This window comes from Pseudomonas sp. xss_2 (assembly GCF_043104195.1).
Lineage (GTDB): Bacteria > Pseudomonadota > Gammaproteobacteria > Pseudomonadales > Pseudomonadaceae > Aquipseudomonas > Aquipseudomonas urmiensis.
Genome location: NZ_JBICKL010000051.1, coordinates 19,064 through 39,505, shown reverse-complemented (window position 1 = coordinate 39,505; position 20,442 = coordinate 19,064). Strand labels below are relative to the sequence as shown.

The window sequence follows — 20,442 nt, the reverse complement described above, 5'->3', positions numbered from 1 at the left end:
GCTTGGCGTAGGTGGTTGCTGGGGCTTCATGGTTGGTCGAATGGGCTTGGGAGAAATCGACAGGTTGGTTGGGAATTGTTTTTTCGCGGCTTGGGCTTGGAGGTTCTTGGGCTTGGGCTTGGGCTTTTAGAGGTTTGAGCATATCCATTGGCGAGGGTGGCGCTGAGTCACCTTTCCGCCCTTACGGCGGGTCACTTTTGGTCGTGGCCAAAAGTAACCAAAAGCCGTGCGCTCCACCATCCGGCCCTACGCTGCGCTTCGGGTTCCCTCGCTTCGGTGCCTTCCGGGCCCGCGCGGCCTACGATTTGCTACGCAAATCTACATCTCGCGCCTTCGGCTACGCCGAAGGGTGCTATCGCACCTGGCCCTACAGACACCTACGCTCGGCCTCCTGAAGTCGCGAAGTTAGTGGCGGCGACTGGGCTGGCGTTATCTGGCGATAGTGCCAGATGTGGTGGATAGTCGGACGCCATCGCGGGGCAAGCCCGCGAAGAGGCCGGAACAAACAACACAGCAGAAAAATCAAAATTTGGCTTTGGCTTTGGCTTTGGCTTTGGCTTTGGCTTTGGCTTTGGCTTTGGCTTTGGCGAGAGCGTAGCGATTCGCTGCTCTTGATTTTCGTGCGCGCAAGTCCAGGCGCCGCAGATTCGCGACTTCAGGAGGCTGAGCAGAGGTGCCTGTAGGGCCAGGTGCGCCAGCACCCTTCGGCGCAGCCGAAGGCGCGAGATGTAGATTTGCGCAGCAAATCGTAGGCCGCGCGGGCCCGGAAGGCGCCGGCGCGAAGGGACCCGTAGCGCAGCGGAGGGCCGGATGGTGGAGCGCAGACCTTTTTGGTTACTTTTTGGGGCGTTTGCCAAAAAGTGACCCGCCGTAAGGGCGGAAGGGGCCATTAGCAGCACCCCAAAAAACGGATAAGCCCCCAACACCAGAACACCAGAACACCAGAACACCAGAACACCAAATCCAGCATTGCCCCCCAACCCCAGCTCCGCTAGCGTTACACCACCCACCAAGGAAGTCCCCATGCCATTGACCTGCGAACCCCTGCACGCCTCCCCGCAGCTCGATCTCTCATGGGTACGAGCCAACGGCAGCGCACACTTCGCAAGGCACACCCATGACGAATACGTACTGGGCGCCAACCTAAGCGGCCAGGAACAGATCTGGCTCGACGGCCGCGAACTAGAAGTCCCCCCAGGCCAGGTCACGCTCTACAACCCACTGGCAATACAGGCCTCGGAGTTCGCTGAAGGAGGCGTCGAGTACATCAGCCTGCACCTCAGCACCCAAGCCATGAGCCAGGTCATCGGCGACAACAACCTACGCTCGACCTCCCAACCGCCCAGCTTCGAGCAGGGCATCCTGCACCACCCTGCCCTGTTCAGCGCCTTGCTCGAACTGGCCCAGGCGCCTGATGATCAGCGCGAACAAGCACTGTTACTGGTACTCGCCCAACTGCTGGAGCAACCATCGAAATCACCAGCAGAACACTCTGTTGCCATCGCCAACAGCTTGGCCTTGATGCGCGCGCACCTGGACCTGCGCCTGGAACTCGATCAACTGGCGCAAGCGGCCGGCCTGAGCAAGTACCATTTCGTACGCTGCTTCAAGAAGGCCACCGGCCTGGCGCCTTTGCAGTACCACATGCAACTGCGCCTGATCGAAGCCCGGCGCCGTTTGCGCATCGGCCTACACCCGCGAGACGTCGCGCTGGACCTGGGCTTTTATGACCAAAGCCACTTCATCACCGCCTATCGCCGCGTACACGGCGTTACCCCGCAGTGCTATGCCGCGACCAGGATGAATTCCCGATAACCCGAGACAATCACATACACCGCGAAGTAGCAGAAGATCGCCGCCGACAGCAGGTATGACCAGGTCAGCAAGCGATCCCCCAGCAAACGCCCGCCATGGCTGGCAATGCCGCACAGGCTCACGCACCAGAGCAACCCAGCGGCAAAGAAGCCACTGAGAAACAACCCCGCATCCAGCATGCTGCCGGCCCCTGAACGGGAGATCAGCACCCCACCCACTGCGGCGAACCAGAGAATCGCGCTGGGCGACGACATGGCCAGGAAGATCCCGCGCAAAAACTCGCGCCAGCCCGACTCCACCACCACCTCGGCCCGGCCATCCATGTGCCCACCGCGCCAGGCCGCCCGCAGCATCTTCACGGCAAACCACACCAGCAACACCGAGCCGCCCAGCCACAAGACCCAGCGCACAGTCTCGAACTGCAGCAACACCGTCATCCCCGCCAGCGCTGCAACGGCATAGACCAAATCACCCACGCAGGTGCCCAGCCCCAGCCAGAAACCCTGAACAAAGCCGCGCTGCATGGCCAGGGTGATCATGGCGATATTGGCAATGCCGATGTCCAGGCACAGGGACAGGCTAAGGAGAAAACCATTGGAAAAAGGCATGGGGGCTCGACTACGAAAGGGCAAGCAGCTATCTAACGGAAGATACGGCAAATTGTATTGGAACAAATTGCTGATGCCGAAACCTTCTACACGCTAACGCGCAGCGCCACTCCCTGCCGGCTTAATCCAGCAGCACTTGTGCATAACGCTGGCGATCGATATTCGCCCCACTGAGCACCACCGCCACCCGCTTGCCCTGCTGGCTGTCGCGCTCCTGGAGCAACGCTGCCAGAGCGGCGGCACCTGCGCCTTCAGCGGTGTTATGGGTGGTCTCGTGGTAAATGCGCATGGCCTGGGCAATCTCCTCGTCGCTGACCCGCACGATCCGCGCCGCATGTTCGCGGATCAGAGCGAAGGCATCCGGGTGAGGTACACGGCACGCCATGCCATCGGCAAAGGTATCGGCCGTCGCGGTGGTGACGATCCGGCCCCGCTCGAAACTCTGCGCATAGGCATCGGCAGCGCTGGACACCACGCCCACGATCTGCGTCTTCAACCCCAGCAGATTGCGCGCCTGGATCAGGCCACAGATCCCTGAGCCCATGCCGATCGGTACGTAGACGCAATCGAGATCCGTCACTGCTTCGAACAACTCAAGCGCGTACGTCGCCACGCCGCGCACCAGTTCAGCGTGGAACGACGGCACCATCTCGTAGCCAAGCTCAGCGGCCAGCCTGGCAGCCTCCTCGCGAGCCACGTCAAAGTCCACCCCATGCTCGATCAGCTCGGCGCCCAGCGCGCGCATGGCAGCGTTTTTTTCCCGCGAGTTGCCCTCAGGCACCACGATCACCAATGGGATACCCGCCTGGCGCGCGGCCAGCGCCATGCTCTGGCCATGGTTGCCGCGGGTAGCCGTGACCAGCCCGCGTGGCGGCTTGCCGCTGGCCAGCAGCGAGCGCACATAGACCAACCCGCCACGCACCTTGAATGCACCGGTAGGGGCATGGTTCTCGTGCTTGACCCACACCTTGCAGCCCACCCGCTCGGCCAGCAAAGGCCAAGCGTGCTGAGCGGTGGCGGGAACATGCTGGTGCACGAAGGCGGCGGCTTCACGCAGGGCAGGCAGGTCGAACATGGCGATCATCCTTCATCGGGGCTGAGGTTGATCCGATCCTAGGCGCAGGGCATTGTATGGGTAAATCGATATATTGCATGGGTAGCAATTTCGTGTGGATTCCCAACCTTGCTGAGAATGGCCAGCCGCGCTATCTGGCGCTGGTCGAGGCGATTGCCGAGGCGATCGAGCGCGGCGAATTGAGAGTCGGTGAGCGCCTGCCACCGCAGCGGCGCCTGGCCTGGAAACTGGGGCTCAACCCCAGCACCACCCAGCAAGCCTATCGCGAAGCTGCCGCGCGCCATCTGGTCGCAGGCGCAGTGGGCCGAGGCACCTATGTCCTGGCGGGCAGCAAGGAGGCGACGCTGTTTCGCCTCAAGCGGCATGACGCACAGCAGCAGGTGATCGACCTGTCGACCAATGTGCCAGTGGTCGACCCGCACAGCCACGATCTGCAGCACAGCCTGCGCGCCCTGCTCGATCAGGGTGCCAGTGAACTCCTCGACCATTATCTGGACGCCGAGCAATTGCTCCTTGGCCGCCTGCACGGCGCGCGCTGGCTGGCCAATCGCGGGCTGACGCTGGCGATCGATGAACTGCTGCTGTGTGGGGGCGCGCAGCAGGCGCTGGGCTGCGTGCTGCAATCGCTGTGTGCCGATGGCGCGCCGGTGATGGTCGAGGCGTTGACCGCCCCCGGCATCAAGGCCGCCTGTCGCCAGTTGCGCCTGCCGGTGCACGGGGTGGCCCTGGATGAGCACGGCCTGCGTCCGGATGAGCTGGACCGCGTGGCGCGCGCCAGTGGGTCGCGGCTATTGGTGATCACCCCGACCCTGCACAACCCCACCGGCAGTTGCATGGACGCCGCCAGGCGCCAGGCCATCGCCGAGGTGGTAAAGCGCCACAAGTTGCTGGTGGTCGAGGATGACGTGTATGGCGCGCTGACCGATCAACCGCCCTTGTACCCCTTGCTCGATGGCCAGGGCATCCTCATCAGCAGCCTGTCGAAAACCGTCGCCGCCGGTCTGCGCCTGGGTTGGATCGTTGCCCGTCCAGCGCTGCTGGCGCAGATCGATCCGCACAGCCAAGCCACCCATTGGCCAGTTTCACCCTTGAATTTGCGCATCGCCGGTCAGTGGCTAGAAGACGGCACTGCAGCACGCCGCCTGGCCTGCAATCGCACAGAAATTCAAGTGCGTTGGCGCTTGGCGCGTAGTCTGCTGGGCGAGGCGCTGGTCAACGGCCTTATCCCTTCACCGCATATTTGGGTCGCCACCGGCGAAAGCGCAGAAGCGGTGGTGCGCAAATGCCGTGAACGCGCCGTAGAGGTGGTGCCAGCGAGTGTCTTCGCAATTGGCGTCGAACAAGTGCAGGCCGTGCGCATCAGTCTGTCGGCGGCTACCAGCCGGGCACAACTCAAACAAGGGCTGGAAGCCGTGCGACAGGCCTTGGGGCTGGGCTGATCAGCCCTGGCTGCAGCCTTCACCCATGGCGCGGTACTGGATGGTGTGGACGTGGCCCTGATGGTCTTCGTAAGTCATGGTGGCAGGCACCACTTCGCAGACATTGGGGATGGTCGACAGGCTGATCACGCGTTTGATGTCGAGGTTGGTTGAGTAATCGTACTGCTCGACGACAGACTGGCTGGAAACAGGCTGGACCTCATCGGCGAGGGCGAACGAGGACATACCGACCAATGCAAGAATCAGTAATGCTTTCATGGAGTGTGGCCTTCAAGGCAATCAAGCTGATCGATTGACTTCAATATGCCGTCAATGGCGCGGAGAAGTTGTCATCAACTGCGAAGATGACACGAAGTACCGATCCCGCTATGTCGTACTGCTGGGGGGATGATTGAATTTTACGCCTGGTCTGCAATAGTTGAACCCCGCAGTCGGACAATCACCCTTGCGCGATTTGCAACAATCTGCGACAAAATACTCCGACCTGATAGGCTGAAAACCGCGTTTTAGAGCAGCTCCAATTGTATTCAATGCCGGCCTCATCCCGCGACCAGGCCAGCACTGACACCCAGGAAAACCATGCCCCCCCTCCAATTCACCCCCTTGACCGGCCTACAGCGACGCTTGCTCGACCACTTCTACAAGCAACACGGCACACGTATGCGCGCAGCCGCCGAGGGCCAGCTGTGGGTAGCGCGAGCGCAGGCAATCATTGCCGGCATGAGCCTGACCCCGGTTGCTCAAGGCCATTGGCTGACCGGGCTGTTGGTCCACCCGCAATGGCGCGGCCGTGGGGTTGCAGGCCAACTGATCGACGCCGCCCTGGCGCAGACCGGCGGCCCTACCTGGCTGTTCTGTCACCCTGATCTGCTGCCGTTCTACTTGCGCCTGGGCTTCAGCCCTTGCCAGAACCTGCCAGAGGCCCTGGCCATGCGCCTGGCGCGCTACCAGCGCAGCAAGAACCTGCTGGCGATGGTGCGCAATCAGTCGTCGGCGACGTCAAGCCCGGGGAACAGCACCTCGGTATAACCGAACTTGGAAAAATCCTGGATCCGCGACGGATACAGCCGGCCAATCAGGTGGTCGCACTCATGCTGAACCACCCGGGCGTGAAAGCCATCGGCAAAGCGGTCGATCGGATTGCCCTGGGGATCGACCCCTGAATAACTGATGTGCTTGTAGCGCGGCACCACCCCGCGCAGGCCTGGCACCGACAGGCAACCTTCCCACCCCTCTTCGATCTCGGTCCCCAACGGGGTGATCAGCGGGTTGATCAAAATGGTCTGGGGCACCGGCTCGGCATCCGGATAACGCTCGCTGCGCTCGAAGCCAAAGATCACCAGTTGCAGATCGATACCGATTTGCGGCGCCGCCAGGCCGACACCGCCAACATGGCGCATGGTTTCGAACATGTCGTCGATCAGCAGCTTCAACTCGGCACTGCCAAGCATGTGCTCAGGCACCGGTGGGGCAATGCGCAGCAGGCGTTCATCGCCCATCTTGAGGATGTCACGGATCATCAGGGGTTCGGCTCACGGGTCTGGTGGGGTTCGGCTGCGGCAGGATGCTCATGGCCGAGCACGGTGATGGTTTCCTGCGGCTTGCTGCCGTCGAAATCCTTCTCGCCAGGATCCTTGCCTTCGGCAGACATGTGTTCGATCACCGCATTCATCTCGGCACCGAGCAAGAGTACGGCGGCAGAAATATAGAAGTACAGCAGCAGCACGATGATCGCCCCGATGCTGCCATACATGGCGTTGTAGTCAGCGAATGTCTTGACGTAGTAGCCAAAGCCCAGCGAGGCGATGATCCACACCACCACGGCTAGCACCGAACCTGGGGTAATGAAGCGGAATTTTTGTTTCACATCCGGCATGACGTAGTAGATCAGCGCCACCGCCACCATCATCAGAACGATGATCGCCGGCCAGCGCAGGATGGTCCACACGGTGACGATGAACTCCTGCATGCCGATCTGCGCGGCGATCCACTCCATTACCTGCGGCCCCAAGACCATCAAGGCGGCGGCGGCCAGGAGCATGCCGGCGATGCCGACGGTATAGAAAATCGACAGCGGAATGCGCTTCCAGACCGGCCGGCCTTCTGGCACGTCGTAGGCGGCGTTCATCGCGCTCATCATCAGCCGCACACCGGCCGAAGCGGTCCACAGGGCAATCACGATACCGACTGAAAGCAGGCCGCCCTTGGACTGCTGCAACTGATCGATCACCGGATTGACTTGCTCCAGCGCCTGCGGCGGCAGCACCAGCTCGGACTGCAAGCGAAGCCAGGAGAAAAAGTCTGGCAGGTGCAGGAAACCGATCAGGGCGATCAGGAACAACAGGAACGGGAACAGCGAAAAAAGCATCTGGTAAGCCAGCGCGGACGCATAGGTGGACATCTCGTCATCGAGAAACTCGCTGACGGTACGCACCAACACACGGTGCAAGGGCAGGCCTTGCAGGGCAGGGAAAATCATAGCGTCTCCTTTCGCCGCTCGATCATCTTGGGGCAGGCCGACTACCCGGGCAGGCCTTGTTGATTGCATGCAAGTCTAATAGACCACGCGCCCGCCGTTGCTGCTCATTGCCGCACAAAAAGAAAACGGCCACCTATAGGCAGCCGTTTTCCTACACGGCAGTCGGTCAAGGCTTCTTCACGGCATCCTTTACTTCGCCAACCTTTTGCTGAATCTCTCCCTTGACCTCTTGGGCCTTGCCTTCGCCCTTGAGCTTTTCGTTACCGGTGACCTTGCCAACGCCCTGCTTGATGTTACCCACCGCTTCGTTGGCCAAACCTTTAGCTTTGTCTTTGGTGCCACTCATGGGGAAATCTCCTTGAGGCAAAGACACGAGAAAACGTGTCGACATAGGATCGACTCATGCCCCTTGGCCAGAGTTTCAATTGATTTGCTGATCGCCCACCCAACGGCAATCAGCGGGCGAATACCGCACCGATTCAGCCGCACTGCCTGCGCAAGCGGGTACAGCTTCCCTAGAATCCCTGCAAACGGCCGCCCACCGCAGGTGGCCCATTGATAACAACAACAGTTTTGGAATCCCGCACCCATGCGCTTAATGCCTGTGCTGGCAGCCTTGCTGCCGCTGCTTCCCCTACCGGCCCTGGCCACGCCCCAGATTACCCCGCAAACCTTGCAGGTCGACCGCTACGCCGATGACGGTGAGCCCGGCAGCTTGCGCTGGGCGATCGAGACCAACAATGAAAACCCTGGCCGCTACCAGATCGACATCGCGGCGGTCGGTCAGCCGCCCTATGTCATCAAGCCCAACCGCGCCCTGCCTGAAATCAAAGGCCCGGTGCGCATCACCGGCCTCTCCTGGGCACGCGACGGCCAGTACATTGCCATCGATGGCTCCGGCTACATCAAGGACCAAGGCGTCCGCACCTGCCCTGGCGCCCTGCCCGGCCAGTTCGGCACCAACGTGCGCACCACCACCCACCCAGGGCTGGTCCTGCGCGACACGCAAGGGGTGCAGATCAGCGGGCTGGAGGTGCGTAACTTTTGCATTGGCATCCTGGTCAACCGCGCCAGCGGCAACGTCATCGAAGACAACCGCATCGTTGCCAACAAAGGCGGCGCCGGGATCATGCTCACCGGCGATGACGGCGCCGGTAACCCCACCGCCACAACCACGAACAACAACAAGGTCTTGCGCAACCAGCTGATCGACAACGGCGACGGCCTCGAGCTGACCCGCGGTGCCGCGTTCAACCTGGTGGCCGACAACCTGTTCCGTTCGACCGCGGCCAATCCTGAACCCTCGCAAGGCATCGAAATCTTGTTGGGTAACGACAACAGCGTGGTGCGCAACCGCTTCGAGAACTACTCCGACGGCCTGCAGATCAATTGGGGCAAGCGCAATTACCTGGGTGCCAACACCTTCAGCGGCAACTCCATCGGCGTCAGCGTGACCGGCGAGGGCAATATCCTCGATGGCAACCTGATCCACGGTAACCGCATCGGCGTGGCCCTGCGCCCGGAACCAGACACTACCCGCACGCGCCTGACCGCCAACCGCATCTGGGCCAACAGCCAGGACATTCGCCGCTGCGAGGCGGGCGGCTCGTGTGTCGCCGATCAGCGCACCGGTGCGATCATCTTCGGTGTGCCGGCCCAGGCCCATGCACTGTATGTCGGTTCGCGCGGCGTCGGGGCGGATTTGCCCAAGGCCGAGCAAGCGATCATCTGTGACGCCAAGGGTGAGCCCAAGCCTTGCCAGCCGCTGCCTAATCACAACCAGCAGCCACCGAGGCTGACCGCCTTGCGTAATGAGGTGGTACGCGGCGAGGTGCAGGGGCCTGCGTCGAGCCTGTTGCGCATCGAGCTGTTCGGCAATGCCACTGCCCACGCCACGGAAGCGGAGCAGTTCCTGGGGGAAGTGCTGGTCAACAGCGATGCACATGGGCGGGCGCAGTTTGCCCAGTTGCTGGAGAATGCCGCGGGGTTGCACAGTTTTACCGCGACTGTGACGACTGCTGATGGGGCCACTTCGGAGTTGAGTCAGCCGTTAAAGCGCTAAGGCGGCTGACGCTATCGCGGGGCAAGCCCGCTCCCACGCCACCCAGAGCTGAAAGGTAGCGCAGGAGCGGGCTTGCCCGCGAAACGGCCGGTATGCCTTGCTCGGTTTCCTGCCACCCCGCACAATGTCAGGTCATCCAAGCGTCAACCCGCAGGAACCTGCATGAAACTCGACAAACCCACCGCCATCGCCCGGCGCAACCAAGCGTTGGCCCGGCCGGTGCTCAACAGCGACAACTCCCTGTTCGCCATTCTCGACACCAAGCGCAACCTGTGGTGGTTCGAGGTGCCGATGGCGCTGCTGCGCAAAGGCCAGCCCGACTGGGTCAACCTGCTGCTGCACACCCCCGAATCCGATGAGCTGCAGCACCTGAAGGTGCCGATCAACTTCCTGCGCGCCCATCAAGAGCAAATGGAAGTGCGCAAGCCCGGCAAGCGTCGCTCGACCATCAGCCTGGCGCTGAGCGCCGACCGCGACTCACTGTTGCGCGACACCCGCCCGGGCGGCGAGCAACTGGACTTCCGCCCGTTCGTGCAGGTCTGATCAGACCCGTTCGATGCGATCGTCATGGATGACGATCCGGCCCGCCTTGAACAACGCGCCAATGGCCTTCTTGAAGTTGCCCTTGCTGACGTTGAACAGCTTGCTGATCAGCTGCGGATCGCTCTTGTCACACACCGCCAGGGTGCCGCCTTCTGCTTCCAGGCGCGCCATGATCTGCTCTTGCAGGGTATCGGCCAGGGCTTGGCCGACCGGCTGCAGGCTCAGGGCGATCTTGCCGTCGTGACGCACTTCCTTGATGAAACCCTTCTCGTGCATGCCCGAGCGCAGGAACTTGAACACCTCGTTCTTGTGGATCAGGCCCCAATGGCGGTTGTTGATGATCGCCTTGAAGCCCATCGGCGTCTCGCCCGCCACCAGCAGCTCGACCGGCTGGCCCACCGCATACTCGGCCGGGGTGCGGTCCAGGTAACGGTCCAGCCGCGCCGTGGCGGTGATGCGCCGGGTGCGTTTGTCCAGGTAGGCGTGGATCACGCAGTAATCGCCAATTTTCAGCGGCTGCTGCTCTTCGGAATACGGCATCAGCAGGTCTTTGCTCAGCCCCCAATCGAGGAAGATACCGGCGCCGTTGATGTCCTTGACCTTGAGGCTGGCGAATTCGCCGACCTGCACCTTGGGCTTCTCGGTGGTGGCGATCAACTGGTCTTCGCTGTCCAGGTAGATGAACACGTTGAGCCAGTCGTCGAGCTCGGTCGGCGTATCCTTGGGAATGTAGCGCCGCGGCAGGAGGATCTCGCCATCCGCGCCGCCATCCAGGTAAAGGCCGAATTCGACATGTTTGACGATTTGCAGACTGTTGTAGCGCCCAAGTAGAGCCATGTGTGAAAAACCCTCATCACAAGGCACCCAGTCAGTGGACGCCTTGTCGATTGATGCCCGGGCCACGGGGCCAGGGCTGATATGCGTGGTGAAAGGTGCAGGCTGAGCGCGTGTTCGCCAGCGCAGTCAGTCAGCCAGTTTGGCCCGACGCTCGGCAAATGCACGAAAATCCCGGTCCTGCCCCCATAATTTTTCCAACTGAGCCCGCTTCTTTTGACTCGGCTGCTGCTTGTCGAGTGCCGCCAGGGCCTTGCCCCACCACACTTCTCGACAAGCCTTCAGATAAGCGCCAGGGCGAGGCGTGCGGCCCAGCAGGTAATACCTGCCGATCTTGCGCAGGTCTGGGTGCAACCGCCACAGCTTGCACTTGTTGGCTACCCTGTCGACCAGGCCCAGGGGCGGTATATGGCTTGGCACCTCGCCTGACGCTTCCACCAAGGCCTGACTGAAGTGCTCCCCATGCGTCTGGAAAAACAGCTTCAGCATCGCGTGGTGGTAGTCCTTCTGCGAATAGTAGTGGTGCACGCAGTCGCGTGCCTCAGCTACCTGCTTGTCCGCCAGCACGAATGAAACGGCAATCTGTTCCAGCGTATGCAACTGAGTGTGCAGGTGCGCCCACTGGTCGATCAGGCCAATGGCTTGATCCATTTGTGCCACACCCTGCGCGGTCATCCCGCAAATGCCACTGTTATACAACCGCAGGCTGGCGGGCGGAGTACCGCCGCTGGCCGCTAGTTGGCTGACCAGCCCGGTGTAATCCTTGCGCTTGGATGCTTCGCGCCAGAGGAACTCGAACTGATCCATCACACACTGATCATCGCTCACACGCTCGAACAGCGCGGCCGGATCGCGGAGGAAAATGGTGTCGGTATCAACGAAAATAGACTTGCGCGCAAGCTCCAGACCCAGGCGAATGGCACAGGCCTTGCGGCGATGAACATACCCTGCAGTGCCCATCCAGTCGGCGAGCGTCGCCTCATCCAATGCCACCACGCGAACCGGCCAGCCAGCCAATGCCTGTGGCTGATCAGTAAGCACGGTAATGCTGAAGCTCTCGCGATGGGTCTGATGACGTAGGGCGGACAGGATGCTGAACTGCGCTTCTTGCCGATAAATACTTTTTTTACCGTACAAGAAGTACAACAAGTGATTCGGTTGCATAAAACCCAGGTACCAATGCTTTGCGTTGGCTACACGCCAAACCTCGGCATGATGCCATATCCGGCCCAGAGCCTCCAGACGAGCGCTTGGATAGGGGCCTACGCCGGTCAGAAATCCCTGCACTGATCAATCACTGCGCCAATCACGGTGGCCGGATCTATAGTGACAGCAACGACCACCGGGGATTGATCCAGAGGAACCGCCACGGGCACCGGCGCGTCTACACCCTGGCCAGTCTTCAGCAAGGATTCGCTCATGCTCAAGCGCCTGACCAAAGCCCTGCGCCCTATCTTGATCGGCCTCAGTGTTGTCGTGGCCGTCGTCGCCTGCAGCCGCATCGACCTGGCCTATCGCAACCTCGACACCTTGGTGCCGTGGTCGCTGGGCGACTACCTGGACATGAACCGCGAGCAAAAAACCTGGCTCGACCAGCGCTTGCAGCAGCACCTGGCCTGGCACTGCAAGACCCAACTGCCAGGCTATCTGGACTGGTTGGACAAGATGCGCGAGATGGTCGCCCGTGACCAAGTCACCGATCAAGCCCTGCAGCAGCGCACCGCCGAAGCGCGCCAGGCGATTGCTCGGGTCACCGAGGCGATCACCCCATCGGCCACCGAGCTGCTGCGCGGCATGAACGATGCGCAAGTCGAGGAGATGCGTCAGGCGTTCAGGGAGGATATCCGCGAACGTCAGAGCAAATACGTCGAAACGCCACTACCCAAGCAAATCCAGAACCGCGCCAACCGCATGGAGAAACGCCTGACACCCTGGCTGGGAGAGCTCAACGCGGCCCAACGCCAGCGCGTCATGAGTTGGGCGCAGGCCCTGGGCGACCAGAACCGCCAGTGGATCGCCAACCGCGCCCACTGGCAGCAGCAGTTGGTGCTGGCCATGGAGCAGCGTGCCACGCCCAACTTCGAACCGCGCCTGGCGCAGTTGCTGCAACGTAAGGAAAGTCTGTGGACGCCGGAGTATCGCGCCGCGTTTCAGAACTCCGAGTTGCAAGCGCGTAGCTTGTTGGTCGACTTGATGCGCGAAAGCAGCCCTGCCCAGCGCCAGTACTTACAGGAGCGGTTGGTCAAGGTGCGCACCAGCTTCAGTGAGCTCAAGTGTTTGAAAGGTTAATGGACTGTCAGCTAATTACCTTTGCTTACGCCGATACGGAAACACATCGATCACCTTGCCGCCCTCGATCGCCGCCTGCAGCCCCTTCCAGTAATCGGCGTCATACAACTCGCCATGCAAACGGCTGAACAACCTGCGCTGGCCGATATCGGCAAACAGAAACGGCGGAAACTCTTCAGGAAATACATCGTGGGGGCCAATCGAATACCACGGCTCACCTGACATCTCATCTTCCGGGTAGCGCGGCGGCGGGATATGGCGAAAATTCACTTCGCTCAGATAGCAGATCTCGTCGTAGTCATAGAACACCACACGGCCATGGCGGGTAACGCCAAAGTTCTTCAGAAGCATGTCACCGGGAAAGATATTGGCCGCAGCCAGCTGCTTGATCGCCAACCCATAATCTTCCAGCGCCTCCAGCACCTGGGCTTCGCTGGCCTGCTCCAGATACAGGTTGAGCGGGGTCATGCGCCGTTCGGTCCAGCAGTGGCGGATCAGCACCGTATCGCCTTCCAACACCACGGTGGAGGGCGCCACCTCGAGCAATTCCGCCAGGCACTCAGGCTCGAACTTGCCCTGCGGAAAACGAAAATCGGCGAACTCCTGGGTATCGGCCATGCGTCCGACTCGGTCGACGCTCTTCACCAGGCGATACTTGTCGATCACCGTGGCGCGGTCGACAGTTTTCGACGGCGAGAAGCGGTCCTTGATCAGCTTGAATACCGTATTGAAGCCCGGCAGGGTAAACACCGTCATCACCATGCCACGCACCCCTGGCGCCATGATGAAGCGGTCGTCGGTACTGGCCAGGTGGTTGATCAATGCCCGGTAGAATTCCGACTTGCCATGCTTGTAGAACCCGATCGAGGTATACAGCTCGGCAATGTGCTTACCGGGCAAGATGCGCTTCAAGAAAGTGACGAACTCCGCTGGCACCAGCACATCGACCATGAAGTACGAGCGGGTGAACGAGAAGATGATCGACACCTCGGCTTCATCGGTGATCAAGCCATCGGCCTCGATGCCATGCCCCTCGCGGTGCAACAGCGGGATGACCAGCGGCCACTGCTCATCCTGGGTATACAGGCGTCCGACCAGATAGGCACCTTTGTTGCGATACAACACCGGTGAGAACAGCTCGATGGCCAGCGCCGGGTCTTTGCACACCCAATCCGGCAGACAGTCGCGCAACTGCTCCTCCAGCCGTACCAGATCACCCTCCAGGTCGCCATAGGCAACGCTGAACGGGTAATCCGCGAACAGCGCCCGCAGCAGCCCCTTGAGGCCGCCTTCACCGAGTCGATAGGTTCGGGTTTGTGCCGCACGCTCGTGGCTGCGCATCGCCGGCCGGGTGGTGTGGATGAACATGCAGCCATCGCTGATCTGGTCGTGACTGAACAGGCTGCAGAACAGCGAGTTGTACCAGGTCTCGGACAGCTCATCGTCCAAACGCGGATCGATCAGGCGGATGTAGGCGCTCTTAACCAACGGCCACTGCTCGACGTCCAGCAACACGTCTTCATCGAAGGCATCGCGCAACCAGCCATTGACCTCGCCCACCTTCGACTCATACAGATTGATACGCGCAGCGGCAGCGCGCTGGATCTGCTGCCACTGCGCCTGCTCGAAGCGCTCGCGGGCACCCAGGGTGATGCGGCGAAAGTGCTCGCGGTAGTTGTCGAAGCCATCGAGGATCATCCGGGCGATCTCGCTGGCCGGCCAGTGCTGGGTCATACAAGAGCCTCCGCGCGGGGTTCAAGCGCTGAGCTTAGCCACTCTGCGCCTGTTTGGTGAACTCCAGGCCACTATCGCGGGGCAAGCCCGCTCCCACGTATGCGCTGTGCAGGCTGGGATGTGGCGTGGAAACTGGCACCACGCTCTTCGCCGCGCAGAATGGCGTGGGAGCGGGCTTGCCCCCCGATAGCGCCCTCAAAATCACAGATATACATAGCAACAAAGCACAAGAACCGCTCAGCCCCGTGCCGTACACTGCCGCCCTGCCCTGTTGCCGGAGACCGTTGTGAGCCCCATCGCCCTTGCCCGCCTGTTGACCCTTGCCGCCGTCTGGGGCGCGAGCTTTCTGTTCATGCGCATCATCGCCCCCGAGCTTGGCACCGTGCCGACCGCGTTCTTTCGGGTGTCGATCGCCTGCCTGGGGCTGATCGCCATCCTCGCCGTGGCGCGGGTGCGCTGGGACTTCAACGGCAAACTCGGCGCCTGCCTGGTGCTGGGGATGATCAACTCGGGGATCCCAGCCACCTTTTATTCAGTAGCAGCACAAGTGCTACCGGCGGGCTATTCGGCAATCTTCAACGCCACCACGCCGCTGATGGGCGTGCTGATTGGCGCCTTGTTCTTCCGCGAACCGATGACCGTGCTCAAGCTGTGCGGGATCTTCCTCGGCCTGTTCGGCGTCGGCATTCTCAGTGGTGCTGGCCCAGTGGCGTTGGATCTGGCCCTGCTGCAAGGGGCGCTGGCCTGCTTGGCGGCGACCACTTGCTACGGCTTTGCCGGGTTCCTCGCCCGCCGCTGGATCAGTGGGCTGGACAGCCGCCTGTCGGCGCTGGGCAGCATGCTCGGCGCCACCTTGATGATGACCCCACTGTTCGCCTGGAGCGCCCTGAGCCAACCGCCGGCCAGCTGGGGTGGCTGGCAGGTGTGGCTGTCGCTGCTGGGCCTGGGCCTGCTGTGCACGGCGTTTGCCTACATTCTGTATTTCCGCTTGCTGGCCGAGATTGGGCCGGTCAAGGCCAGTACCGTGACCTTCCTGATTCCGGTGTTTGGCGTGCTGTGGGGGGCGTGGCTGTTGGACGAATCGCTGTCCATGGGCCACCTGTATGGTGGGGTGTTGATTGGCTTGGCGTTGTGGTTGGTGCTCAAGCCGGCGCGAAAGACGCCGCAGTAATCGTGCCTGGGGCTGCTTCGCAGCTCTTCTCGGGCAAACCCGCTCCCACAGGGCTAGCGCCGCTCTCAAGGTTGACGCTAAAGAGCGAGCTTTGCCCGCGCCTTCCCATCCTGCGTTTCACCCATGAAACCAGCCTTTCTCCTCTCGTTACCGCAAATGCCCAACTGCCTCGCATTGATCAATTCAGATGCGCAGTTGCTGTGCATATTTGTGCCACATAAAAAACCATGTTTCATATATAAAACAATAGCAACTTTGCCAAAAAACACTAACCCATTAATAAATATAGACTTTTAATTAACATTAGAATTTTCCTACAACTGGCATTGTTCATGCACTAAACCGCGTATCACCTATAAAACAGACCAGAGAACTCTCCCATGGCTGTGAAAGAGATGTACGCAATCGCCCCGCAGTGGAATACCCCGCGCTCCAAGGACGATCAGGCGCCGGCGGAAATCGAATTCCGCAACGTTGGCAAGGCTTTCAAGGCCAAGGGCCAGGCCGAGGCGCCGTTTGCCATCCGTGACGTCAACTTCAAGATCCGCCGTGGTGAAGTGGTGTCGATCATCGGCCCGTCCGGCTGTGGCAAGAGCACCATTCTCAATATGGGCTCTGGTCTGTACCGCCCCACCGAAGGGGAGGTTATGGTCAGCGGTGAAGCGGTCAACGGTCCGGTGCCGAAAGTCGCCTTCATGCTGCAAAAAGACCTGCTCATGCCCTGGCGCAGCATTCGTCGCAATGTCGAGCTGGGCCTGGAGATCCAGGGCATGGCCGCCGCCCAGCGCAAGTCGATTGCCGAAGATCTGCTCAATCGCTGCCACCTGCAAGGCTTTGCCGACCATTACCCGTTCCAGCTGTCCGGTGGCATGCGCCAGCGCGCAGCCCTGGCGCGCACCCTGGCCATCGACCCACAGGTGCTGTTTCTCGACGAGCCGTTCTCGGCGCTCGACGCGCAGACCAAGATGATCCTCCAGCAGGACCTGGCGCGGATGCTCTTCGAGGAGAAAAAGACCGCGCTGTTCATCACCCACGACCTGGTCGAGGCCATCGCCCTGTCCGACCGCCTGCTGGTGATGAGCGCCCGCCCCGGCACCATCATCGAAGAAATCGAGATCGACCTGCCGTTTCGCGACAACCCGCTGGAGCGCCGCAAGCTGCCGGAAATCGGCCCGCTGGCTGGCCGCCTGATGGATCTGCTGAAGGTCGGCGAAGACCTCGACCTGCACTGATCGACGCCCCACTCATCACTTGGGAGTTAGCATGTTCACCACCTCTATCAAGCGCGTGGCCCACACCGCCCTGGCCGCCCTCGCCCTGAGCCTGACCGTCCAGGCCCAGGCCGCACCGACCAAGGTCACCTATCTGCTACCCGCGCCGCCGAGCCTGCCGGCCTTCGCCCCGTGGATCATCGCCAAGGAAAAGGGCTACTACCAGGCGCAGGACCTGGACCTGACCTTCATCGCCGCCAAGGGCGGTGTTGATGTCGCCAAGCAGATCGGTGCTGGCAATGCGCTGGTCGGCGGCGCCATCGGTGACACGCCGATCATCGTGCGCCCCAATGGCATCCCGGTGCGCGCCGTGGCTGTGCTCGGCGGCGGCGGGGTGACCATGATCGCCACCAACGCCGACGAGAGGATCCGCTCGATCAGCCAGCTCAAGGGCAAGACCCTGACCGTGATGTCGTACTCCGACACCACCTACTACGCCCTGCTCGCCTCGCTGCGCAAGGCGGGGCTGAACAAGGACGATGTCGATATCCAGGCCGCTGGCCCCTCGGGCGTGTGGCAGCTGTTCTCGGCCAACAAGGCCCAGGCCATGGCCGGCGTGCCGGACTGGGTGATCAACGCCGAGGACGCCGGCCTGAAGTATGAGTTGATCCCGCGCGAGCAAGTGTTCGAGAGCATGGCCCAAGCGATCCTGGCGTCCGACGACGCCATCGAAAACCACCCGCAGATCGTCCGCGGCGTGGTCCAGGCCACCCTGCGCGGCCTGCAGGACATCATCGACGACCCCAAGGCCGCCGCCGCCAGCTTCGCCCGCGCGGTGCCCGCCTACGCCGGCAAAGAAGCCTCGCTGGAGAAAACCCTGCGCCTGTACGTCGAGTACGTCTATGCCGGCCAGCCGGTGCTAGGCCGCATCGACTCGGCGCGGCTGGATGCAGTGCGCAAGTTCTATGTCAGCGAAGGCATCGTGCCGCGCGAGCCCAAGCTCGACGAGCTGTACAGCAACCAGTTCATCGAAACCAGCACTGCGGCCAAGTGACCGCGTGGATAACGACAAGGTAATCGCCCGATGAGAAACCTCAATCCGTCCGTCGCCGGCAGCGTGGCCCTGCTGGTGCTGTTCCTGGTGCTCTGGCAATGGGGCCCGGGGCTGCTCGGCATGCCGGAGTTCGTCATGCCGCAACTAAGCCGCGTGGCCCAGGAAGGCCTGCTGATGTGGCAGTCCGGCAACCTGCTCGAACACACCCTGATCACCGCCTTCGAGATCATCGTCGGCTTCGCCCTGGGCGCCCTGCTGGGGGTGGCCATCGGCGTCTCGCTGGGCTTGTCGCCATCGGCAGAAGCGATGCTCTCGCCATACATCCTGGCGCTGCAGATCGCGCCCAAGGTGGCCTTCGCCCCGCTGTTCGTGATGTGGCTGGGCTACACCATCTACCCGAAGATCCTCATCGCCATCCTGATCGTGTTCTTCCCGGTGATGATCAACGTGCTCTCGGCGATTCGCACGGTCGACCCGGACATGATCAACCTGGTGCGCACCATGAACGCCAGCCGCTGGCAGATCTTCCGCCTGGTCGAGTTCCCTTCGGCGATGGCCGCGCTGTTCTCCGGCTTGCGCATCGCCTCGACCCTGGCGGTGATCGGCGTCACCGTCGGCGAGCTGGTCGGCGGCAACCAGGGCCTGGGCTTCTTGCTGGTCGATGCCGAAGGCCAGGGCAACACCGCTGGGGTGTTCGTCGCCATCGTCATGCTCACCCTGATCGGCGTGCTGGCCTACGGCGCGGTGGTCTGGGCCGAGAAACGCGTTCTGCACTACCTCCCCAAAGCCATGTTGAGTACCCAATGATGAGCTCCTTCAACAACTTGCTCGAAGGCCGCCGCGTATTGGTCACCGGTGGCGCCCGTGGCCTGGGCTATGCCTTCGCCCAAGCGATCGCCCAGGCCGGCGCCCGAGTGGTAATCGCCGACGTGCTCGCCGGGCGTGTGCAACAAGCGGCCTGCGAACTGAGCGAACGGGGCCTGGATGTCAGCGGGGTCACCCTGGACCTGGCCAGCCCAGACTCCATCGACGCCTGCATGGAACGCACCGTCAAGCGCCTGGGCGGCCTCGATGGCCTGGTCAACAACGCCTCGATCACCAACTCCGGCGGCAAGAGCTGTGAACAGCTGGACATCGAAACCTGGGACCAGGTCATGCAGGTCAATGTGCGTGGCACCTGGCTGATGACCCGCGCGGCCCTGCCGGCACTGCGCGAAAGTGGCCGGGGCGCGGTGATCAACCTGGCCTCCGACACGCCGTTGTGGGGCGCGCCGAACCTGCTCGCCTATGTCGCCAGCAAGGGCGCGGTGATCGCCATGACCCGCAGCCTGGCTCGCGAGCTGGGCAACGCCAACATCACCGTCAACGCCATCGCCCCCGGCCTGGTGCTGGTCGAGGCCACCGCCTACGTGCCCGAGGCCCGTCACCGCCTGTACACCGAACAACGCGCGATCCAGCGCCCGCAACTGCCCGATGACGTCAGTGGCGCGGTGCTGTTCGCCCTGTCCGACCTGTCGCGTTTCATCACTGGACAAACCCTGCCGGTCAACGGCGGGTTCGTCATGCCCTGAGCAAGGAGACTGTTCATGACCGACCTTAATCTGCAACACGCCACCCCGAAAACCTGGGAGCGCCCCGCCGGCGCCGACCTGGCCAGCTGGATGCAGACCCGCATCGCCCGCTACCAGACCCGCCGCTACGACTGGGACGCGCTGAAGTTCCAGGCCGACTACGACCCCAAGTTCCGCCGCGCACAGATGCGCTATGTGGGCACTGGCGGCACCGGTGTGAACAGCGACATGAACACCATCCCGTCCGAGCACTTCACCTTCTCCACCATGGTCATCCCGGCGGGCCACGAAGGCCCACCGCACCTGCATACCGACGTGGAAGAGGTGTTCTTCGTCCTGCGCGGCAAGCTCAAGGTGATCATCGAGAAAGACGGCGAGCGCTTCGAGACCATCCTCACCGACCGCGACCTGATTTCGGTGCCGCCAGGGGTGTACCGCGAAGAGATCAACATCGGTGACGAAGACGCGCTGATGTGCGTGATGCTCGGCGCCAAGAAGCCGGTCACCCCCACCTATCCGCCAGCCCACCCGCTGGCCTCGATCAAGCGCGGGTAAGC

The 20,442-nt window shown here is 62.0% G+C and carries 22 protein-coding genes; 12 read left to right on the top strand and 10 right to left on the bottom strand.

What is annotated here, in order from left to right:
* Window positions 1-1,023: 1,023 nt before the first annotated feature.
* Window positions 1,024-1,815: a helix-turn-helix domain-containing protein gene (locus tag ACF8K2_RS12715; protein WP_392465125.1), complete on the top strand. Its 792-nt coding sequence runs from the start codon at window positions 1,024-1,026 to the stop codon at window positions 1,813-1,815.
* Here the strand turns inward: ACF8K2_RS12715 and ACF8K2_RS12710 are convergent.
* Together ACF8K2_RS12710 and ACF8K2_RS12705 are read right to left on the bottom strand one after the other, a co-directional pair.
* The gene (locus tag ACF8K2_RS12710) at window positions 1,785-2,423 is read right to left on the bottom strand and encodes a LysE family transporter (RefSeq protein ID WP_312155736.1); all 639 of its coding nucleotides are present in this window, start codon (window positions 2,421-2,423) and stop codon (window positions 1,785-1,787) included. The genes ACF8K2_RS12715 and ACF8K2_RS12710 overlap by 31 nt on opposite strands.
* A 121-nt stretch (window positions 2,424-2,544) precedes the next feature.
* Window positions 2,545-3,498 carry a threonine dehydratase gene (locus ACF8K2_RS12705; RefSeq protein WP_186557435.1) on the bottom strand — a complete coding sequence of 318 codons (954 nt, stop codon included), beginning with the start codon at window positions 3,496-3,498 and terminating at the stop codon, window positions 2,545-2,547.
* A 77-nt stretch (window positions 3,499-3,575) separates the two neighbouring features.
* Between ACF8K2_RS12705 and ACF8K2_RS12700 the strand changes: the two genes are divergently transcribed.
* Window positions 3,576-4,937, top strand: a complete 1,362-nt coding sequence (locus tag ACF8K2_RS12700; protein ID WP_392465124.1) for a PLP-dependent aminotransferase family protein — start codon at window positions 3,576-3,578, stop codon at window positions 4,935-4,937.
* Here ACF8K2_RS12700 and ACF8K2_RS12695 read toward each other — a convergent pair whose 3' ends face one another.
* Window positions 4,938-5,195, bottom strand: a complete 258-nt coding sequence (locus ACF8K2_RS12695) for a DUF2790 domain-containing protein (RefSeq protein ID WP_186557437.1) — start codon at window positions 5,193-5,195, stop codon at window positions 4,938-4,940.
* A gap of 321 nt (window positions 5,196-5,516) precedes the next feature.
* Here ACF8K2_RS12695 and ACF8K2_RS12690 point away from each other — a divergent pair, with 321 nt between their 5' ends.
* Window positions 5,517-5,966, top strand: a complete 450-nt coding sequence (locus ACF8K2_RS12690) for a GNAT family N-acetyltransferase (protein WP_392465122.1) — start codon at window positions 5,517-5,519, stop codon at window positions 5,964-5,966.
* Here ACF8K2_RS12690 and def read toward each other — a convergent pair.
* The 3 genes from def to ACF8K2_RS12675 all read right to left on the bottom strand — a co-directional run bounded on the left by def (window position 5,921) and on the right by ACF8K2_RS12675 (window position 7,762).
* Window positions 5,921-6,457: a peptide deformylase gene (gene def / locus ACF8K2_RS12685; RefSeq protein ID WP_186557438.1), complete on the bottom strand. Its 537-nt coding sequence runs from the start codon at window positions 6,455-6,457 to the stop codon at window positions 5,921-5,923. The genes ACF8K2_RS12690 and def overlap by 46 nt on opposite strands.
* Window positions 6,457-7,416 carry a YihY/virulence factor BrkB family protein gene (locus ACF8K2_RS12680; protein WP_186557439.1) on the bottom strand — a complete coding sequence of 320 codons (960 nt, stop codon included), beginning with the start codon at window positions 7,414-7,416 and terminating at the stop codon, window positions 6,457-6,459. Before ACF8K2_RS12680 ends, def begins: the two co-directional genes overlap by 1 nt.
* Window positions 7,417-7,582: 166 nt before the next feature.
* Entirely contained in the window at window positions 7,583-7,762 is a 180-nt protein-coding gene (locus ACF8K2_RS12675; RefSeq protein ID WP_186557440.1) for a CsbD family protein, read from the bottom strand.
* Between the two features lie 243 nt (window positions 7,763-8,005).
* On the opposite strand from ACF8K2_RS12675, the gene ACF8K2_RS12670 reads away from it, so the two are divergent.
* Entirely contained in the window at window positions 8,006-9,478 is a 1,473-nt protein-coding gene (locus ACF8K2_RS12670; protein WP_186557441.1) for a nitrous oxide reductase family maturation protein NosD, read from the top strand.
* A gap of 162 nt (window positions 9,479-9,640) precedes the next feature.
* Window positions 9,641-10,021 (top strand): hypothetical protein, encoded by a 381-nt coding sequence (locus ACF8K2_RS12665; RefSeq protein WP_186557442.1) that lies wholly within the window; start codon window positions 9,641-9,643, stop codon window positions 10,019-10,021.
* Here the strand turns inward: ACF8K2_RS12665 and ACF8K2_RS12660 are convergent, their stop codons facing one another.
* The 3 genes from ACF8K2_RS12660 to ACF8K2_RS12650 all read right to left on the bottom strand — a co-directional run bounded on the left by ACF8K2_RS12660 (window position 10,022) and on the right by ACF8K2_RS12650 (window position 12,276).
* The gene (locus tag ACF8K2_RS12660) at window positions 10,022-10,858 is read right to left on the bottom strand and encodes a S1 RNA-binding domain-containing protein (RefSeq protein ID WP_186557443.1); all 837 of its coding nucleotides are present in this window, start codon (window positions 10,856-10,858) and stop codon (window positions 10,022-10,024) included.
* 126 nt (window positions 10,859-10,984) lie between these two features.
* Window positions 10,985-12,001, bottom strand: coding sequence for a hypothetical protein (locus tag ACF8K2_RS12655; protein WP_186557444.1), 1,017 nt, complete (start codon window positions 11,999-12,001; stop codon window positions 10,985-10,987).
* Window positions 12,002-12,126: 125 nt separating this feature from the next.
* Window positions 12,127-12,276 carry a hypothetical protein gene (locus tag ACF8K2_RS12650; protein WP_186557445.1) on the bottom strand — a complete coding sequence of 50 codons (150 nt, stop codon included), beginning with the start codon at window positions 12,274-12,276 and terminating at the stop codon, window positions 12,127-12,129.
* Between ACF8K2_RS12650 and ACF8K2_RS12645 the strand changes: the two genes are divergently transcribed.
* On the top strand, window positions 12,275-13,144 hold the full coding sequence (locus ACF8K2_RS12645; protein WP_186557446.1) for a DUF6279 family lipoprotein: 870 nt from the start codon (window positions 12,275-12,277) through the stop codon (window positions 13,142-13,144). The genes ACF8K2_RS12650 and ACF8K2_RS12645 overlap by 2 nt on opposite strands.
* Before the next feature lie 15 nt (window positions 13,145-13,159).
* Here the strand turns inward: ACF8K2_RS12645 and aceK are convergent, their stop codons facing one another.
* Entirely contained in the window at window positions 13,160-14,878 is a 1,719-nt protein-coding gene (gene aceK, locus ACF8K2_RS12640; RefSeq protein WP_186557447.1) for a bifunctional isocitrate dehydrogenase kinase/phosphatase, read from the bottom strand.
* Between the two features lie 286 nt (window positions 14,879-15,164).
* Here aceK and ACF8K2_RS12635 point away from each other — a divergent pair, with 286 nt between their 5' ends.
* The 6 genes from ACF8K2_RS12635 to ACF8K2_RS12610 all read left to right on the top strand — a co-directional run bounded on the left by ACF8K2_RS12635 (window position 15,165) and on the right by ACF8K2_RS12610 (window position 20,440).
* Window positions 15,165-16,049, top strand: a complete 885-nt coding sequence (locus tag ACF8K2_RS12635; protein ID WP_186557448.1) for a DMT family transporter — start codon at window positions 15,165-15,167, stop codon at window positions 16,047-16,049.
* Window positions 16,050-16,444: 395 nt separating this feature from the next.
* On the top strand, window positions 16,445-17,281 hold the full coding sequence (locus ACF8K2_RS12630) for an ABC transporter ATP-binding protein (protein WP_225915656.1): 837 nt from the start codon (window positions 16,445-16,447) through the stop codon (window positions 17,279-17,281).
* Between the two features lie 31 nt (window positions 17,282-17,312).
* The gene (locus ACF8K2_RS12625) at window positions 17,313-18,314 is read left to right on the top strand and encodes an ABC transporter substrate-binding protein (protein ID WP_392465119.1); all 1,002 of its coding nucleotides are present in this window, start codon (window positions 17,313-17,315) and stop codon (window positions 18,312-18,314) included.
* A 30-nt stretch (window positions 18,315-18,344) separates the two neighbouring features.
* The gene (locus ACF8K2_RS12620) at window positions 18,345-19,121 is read left to right on the top strand and encodes an ABC transporter permease (protein ID WP_186557451.1); all 777 of its coding nucleotides are present in this window, start codon (window positions 18,345-18,347) and stop codon (window positions 19,119-19,121) included.
* Window positions 19,118-19,885 carry an SDR family oxidoreductase gene (locus ACF8K2_RS12615; protein WP_186557452.1) on the top strand — a complete coding sequence of 256 codons (768 nt, stop codon included), beginning with the start codon at window positions 19,118-19,120 and terminating at the stop codon, window positions 19,883-19,885. Before ACF8K2_RS12620 ends, ACF8K2_RS12615 begins: the two co-directional genes overlap by 4 nt.
* Window positions 19,886-19,900: 15 nt before the next feature.
* Window positions 19,901-20,440, top strand: a complete 540-nt coding sequence (locus tag ACF8K2_RS12610; protein ID WP_186557453.1) for a cupin domain-containing protein — start codon at window positions 19,901-19,903, stop codon at window positions 20,438-20,440.
* Window positions 20,441-20,442: the final 2 nt, after the last annotated feature.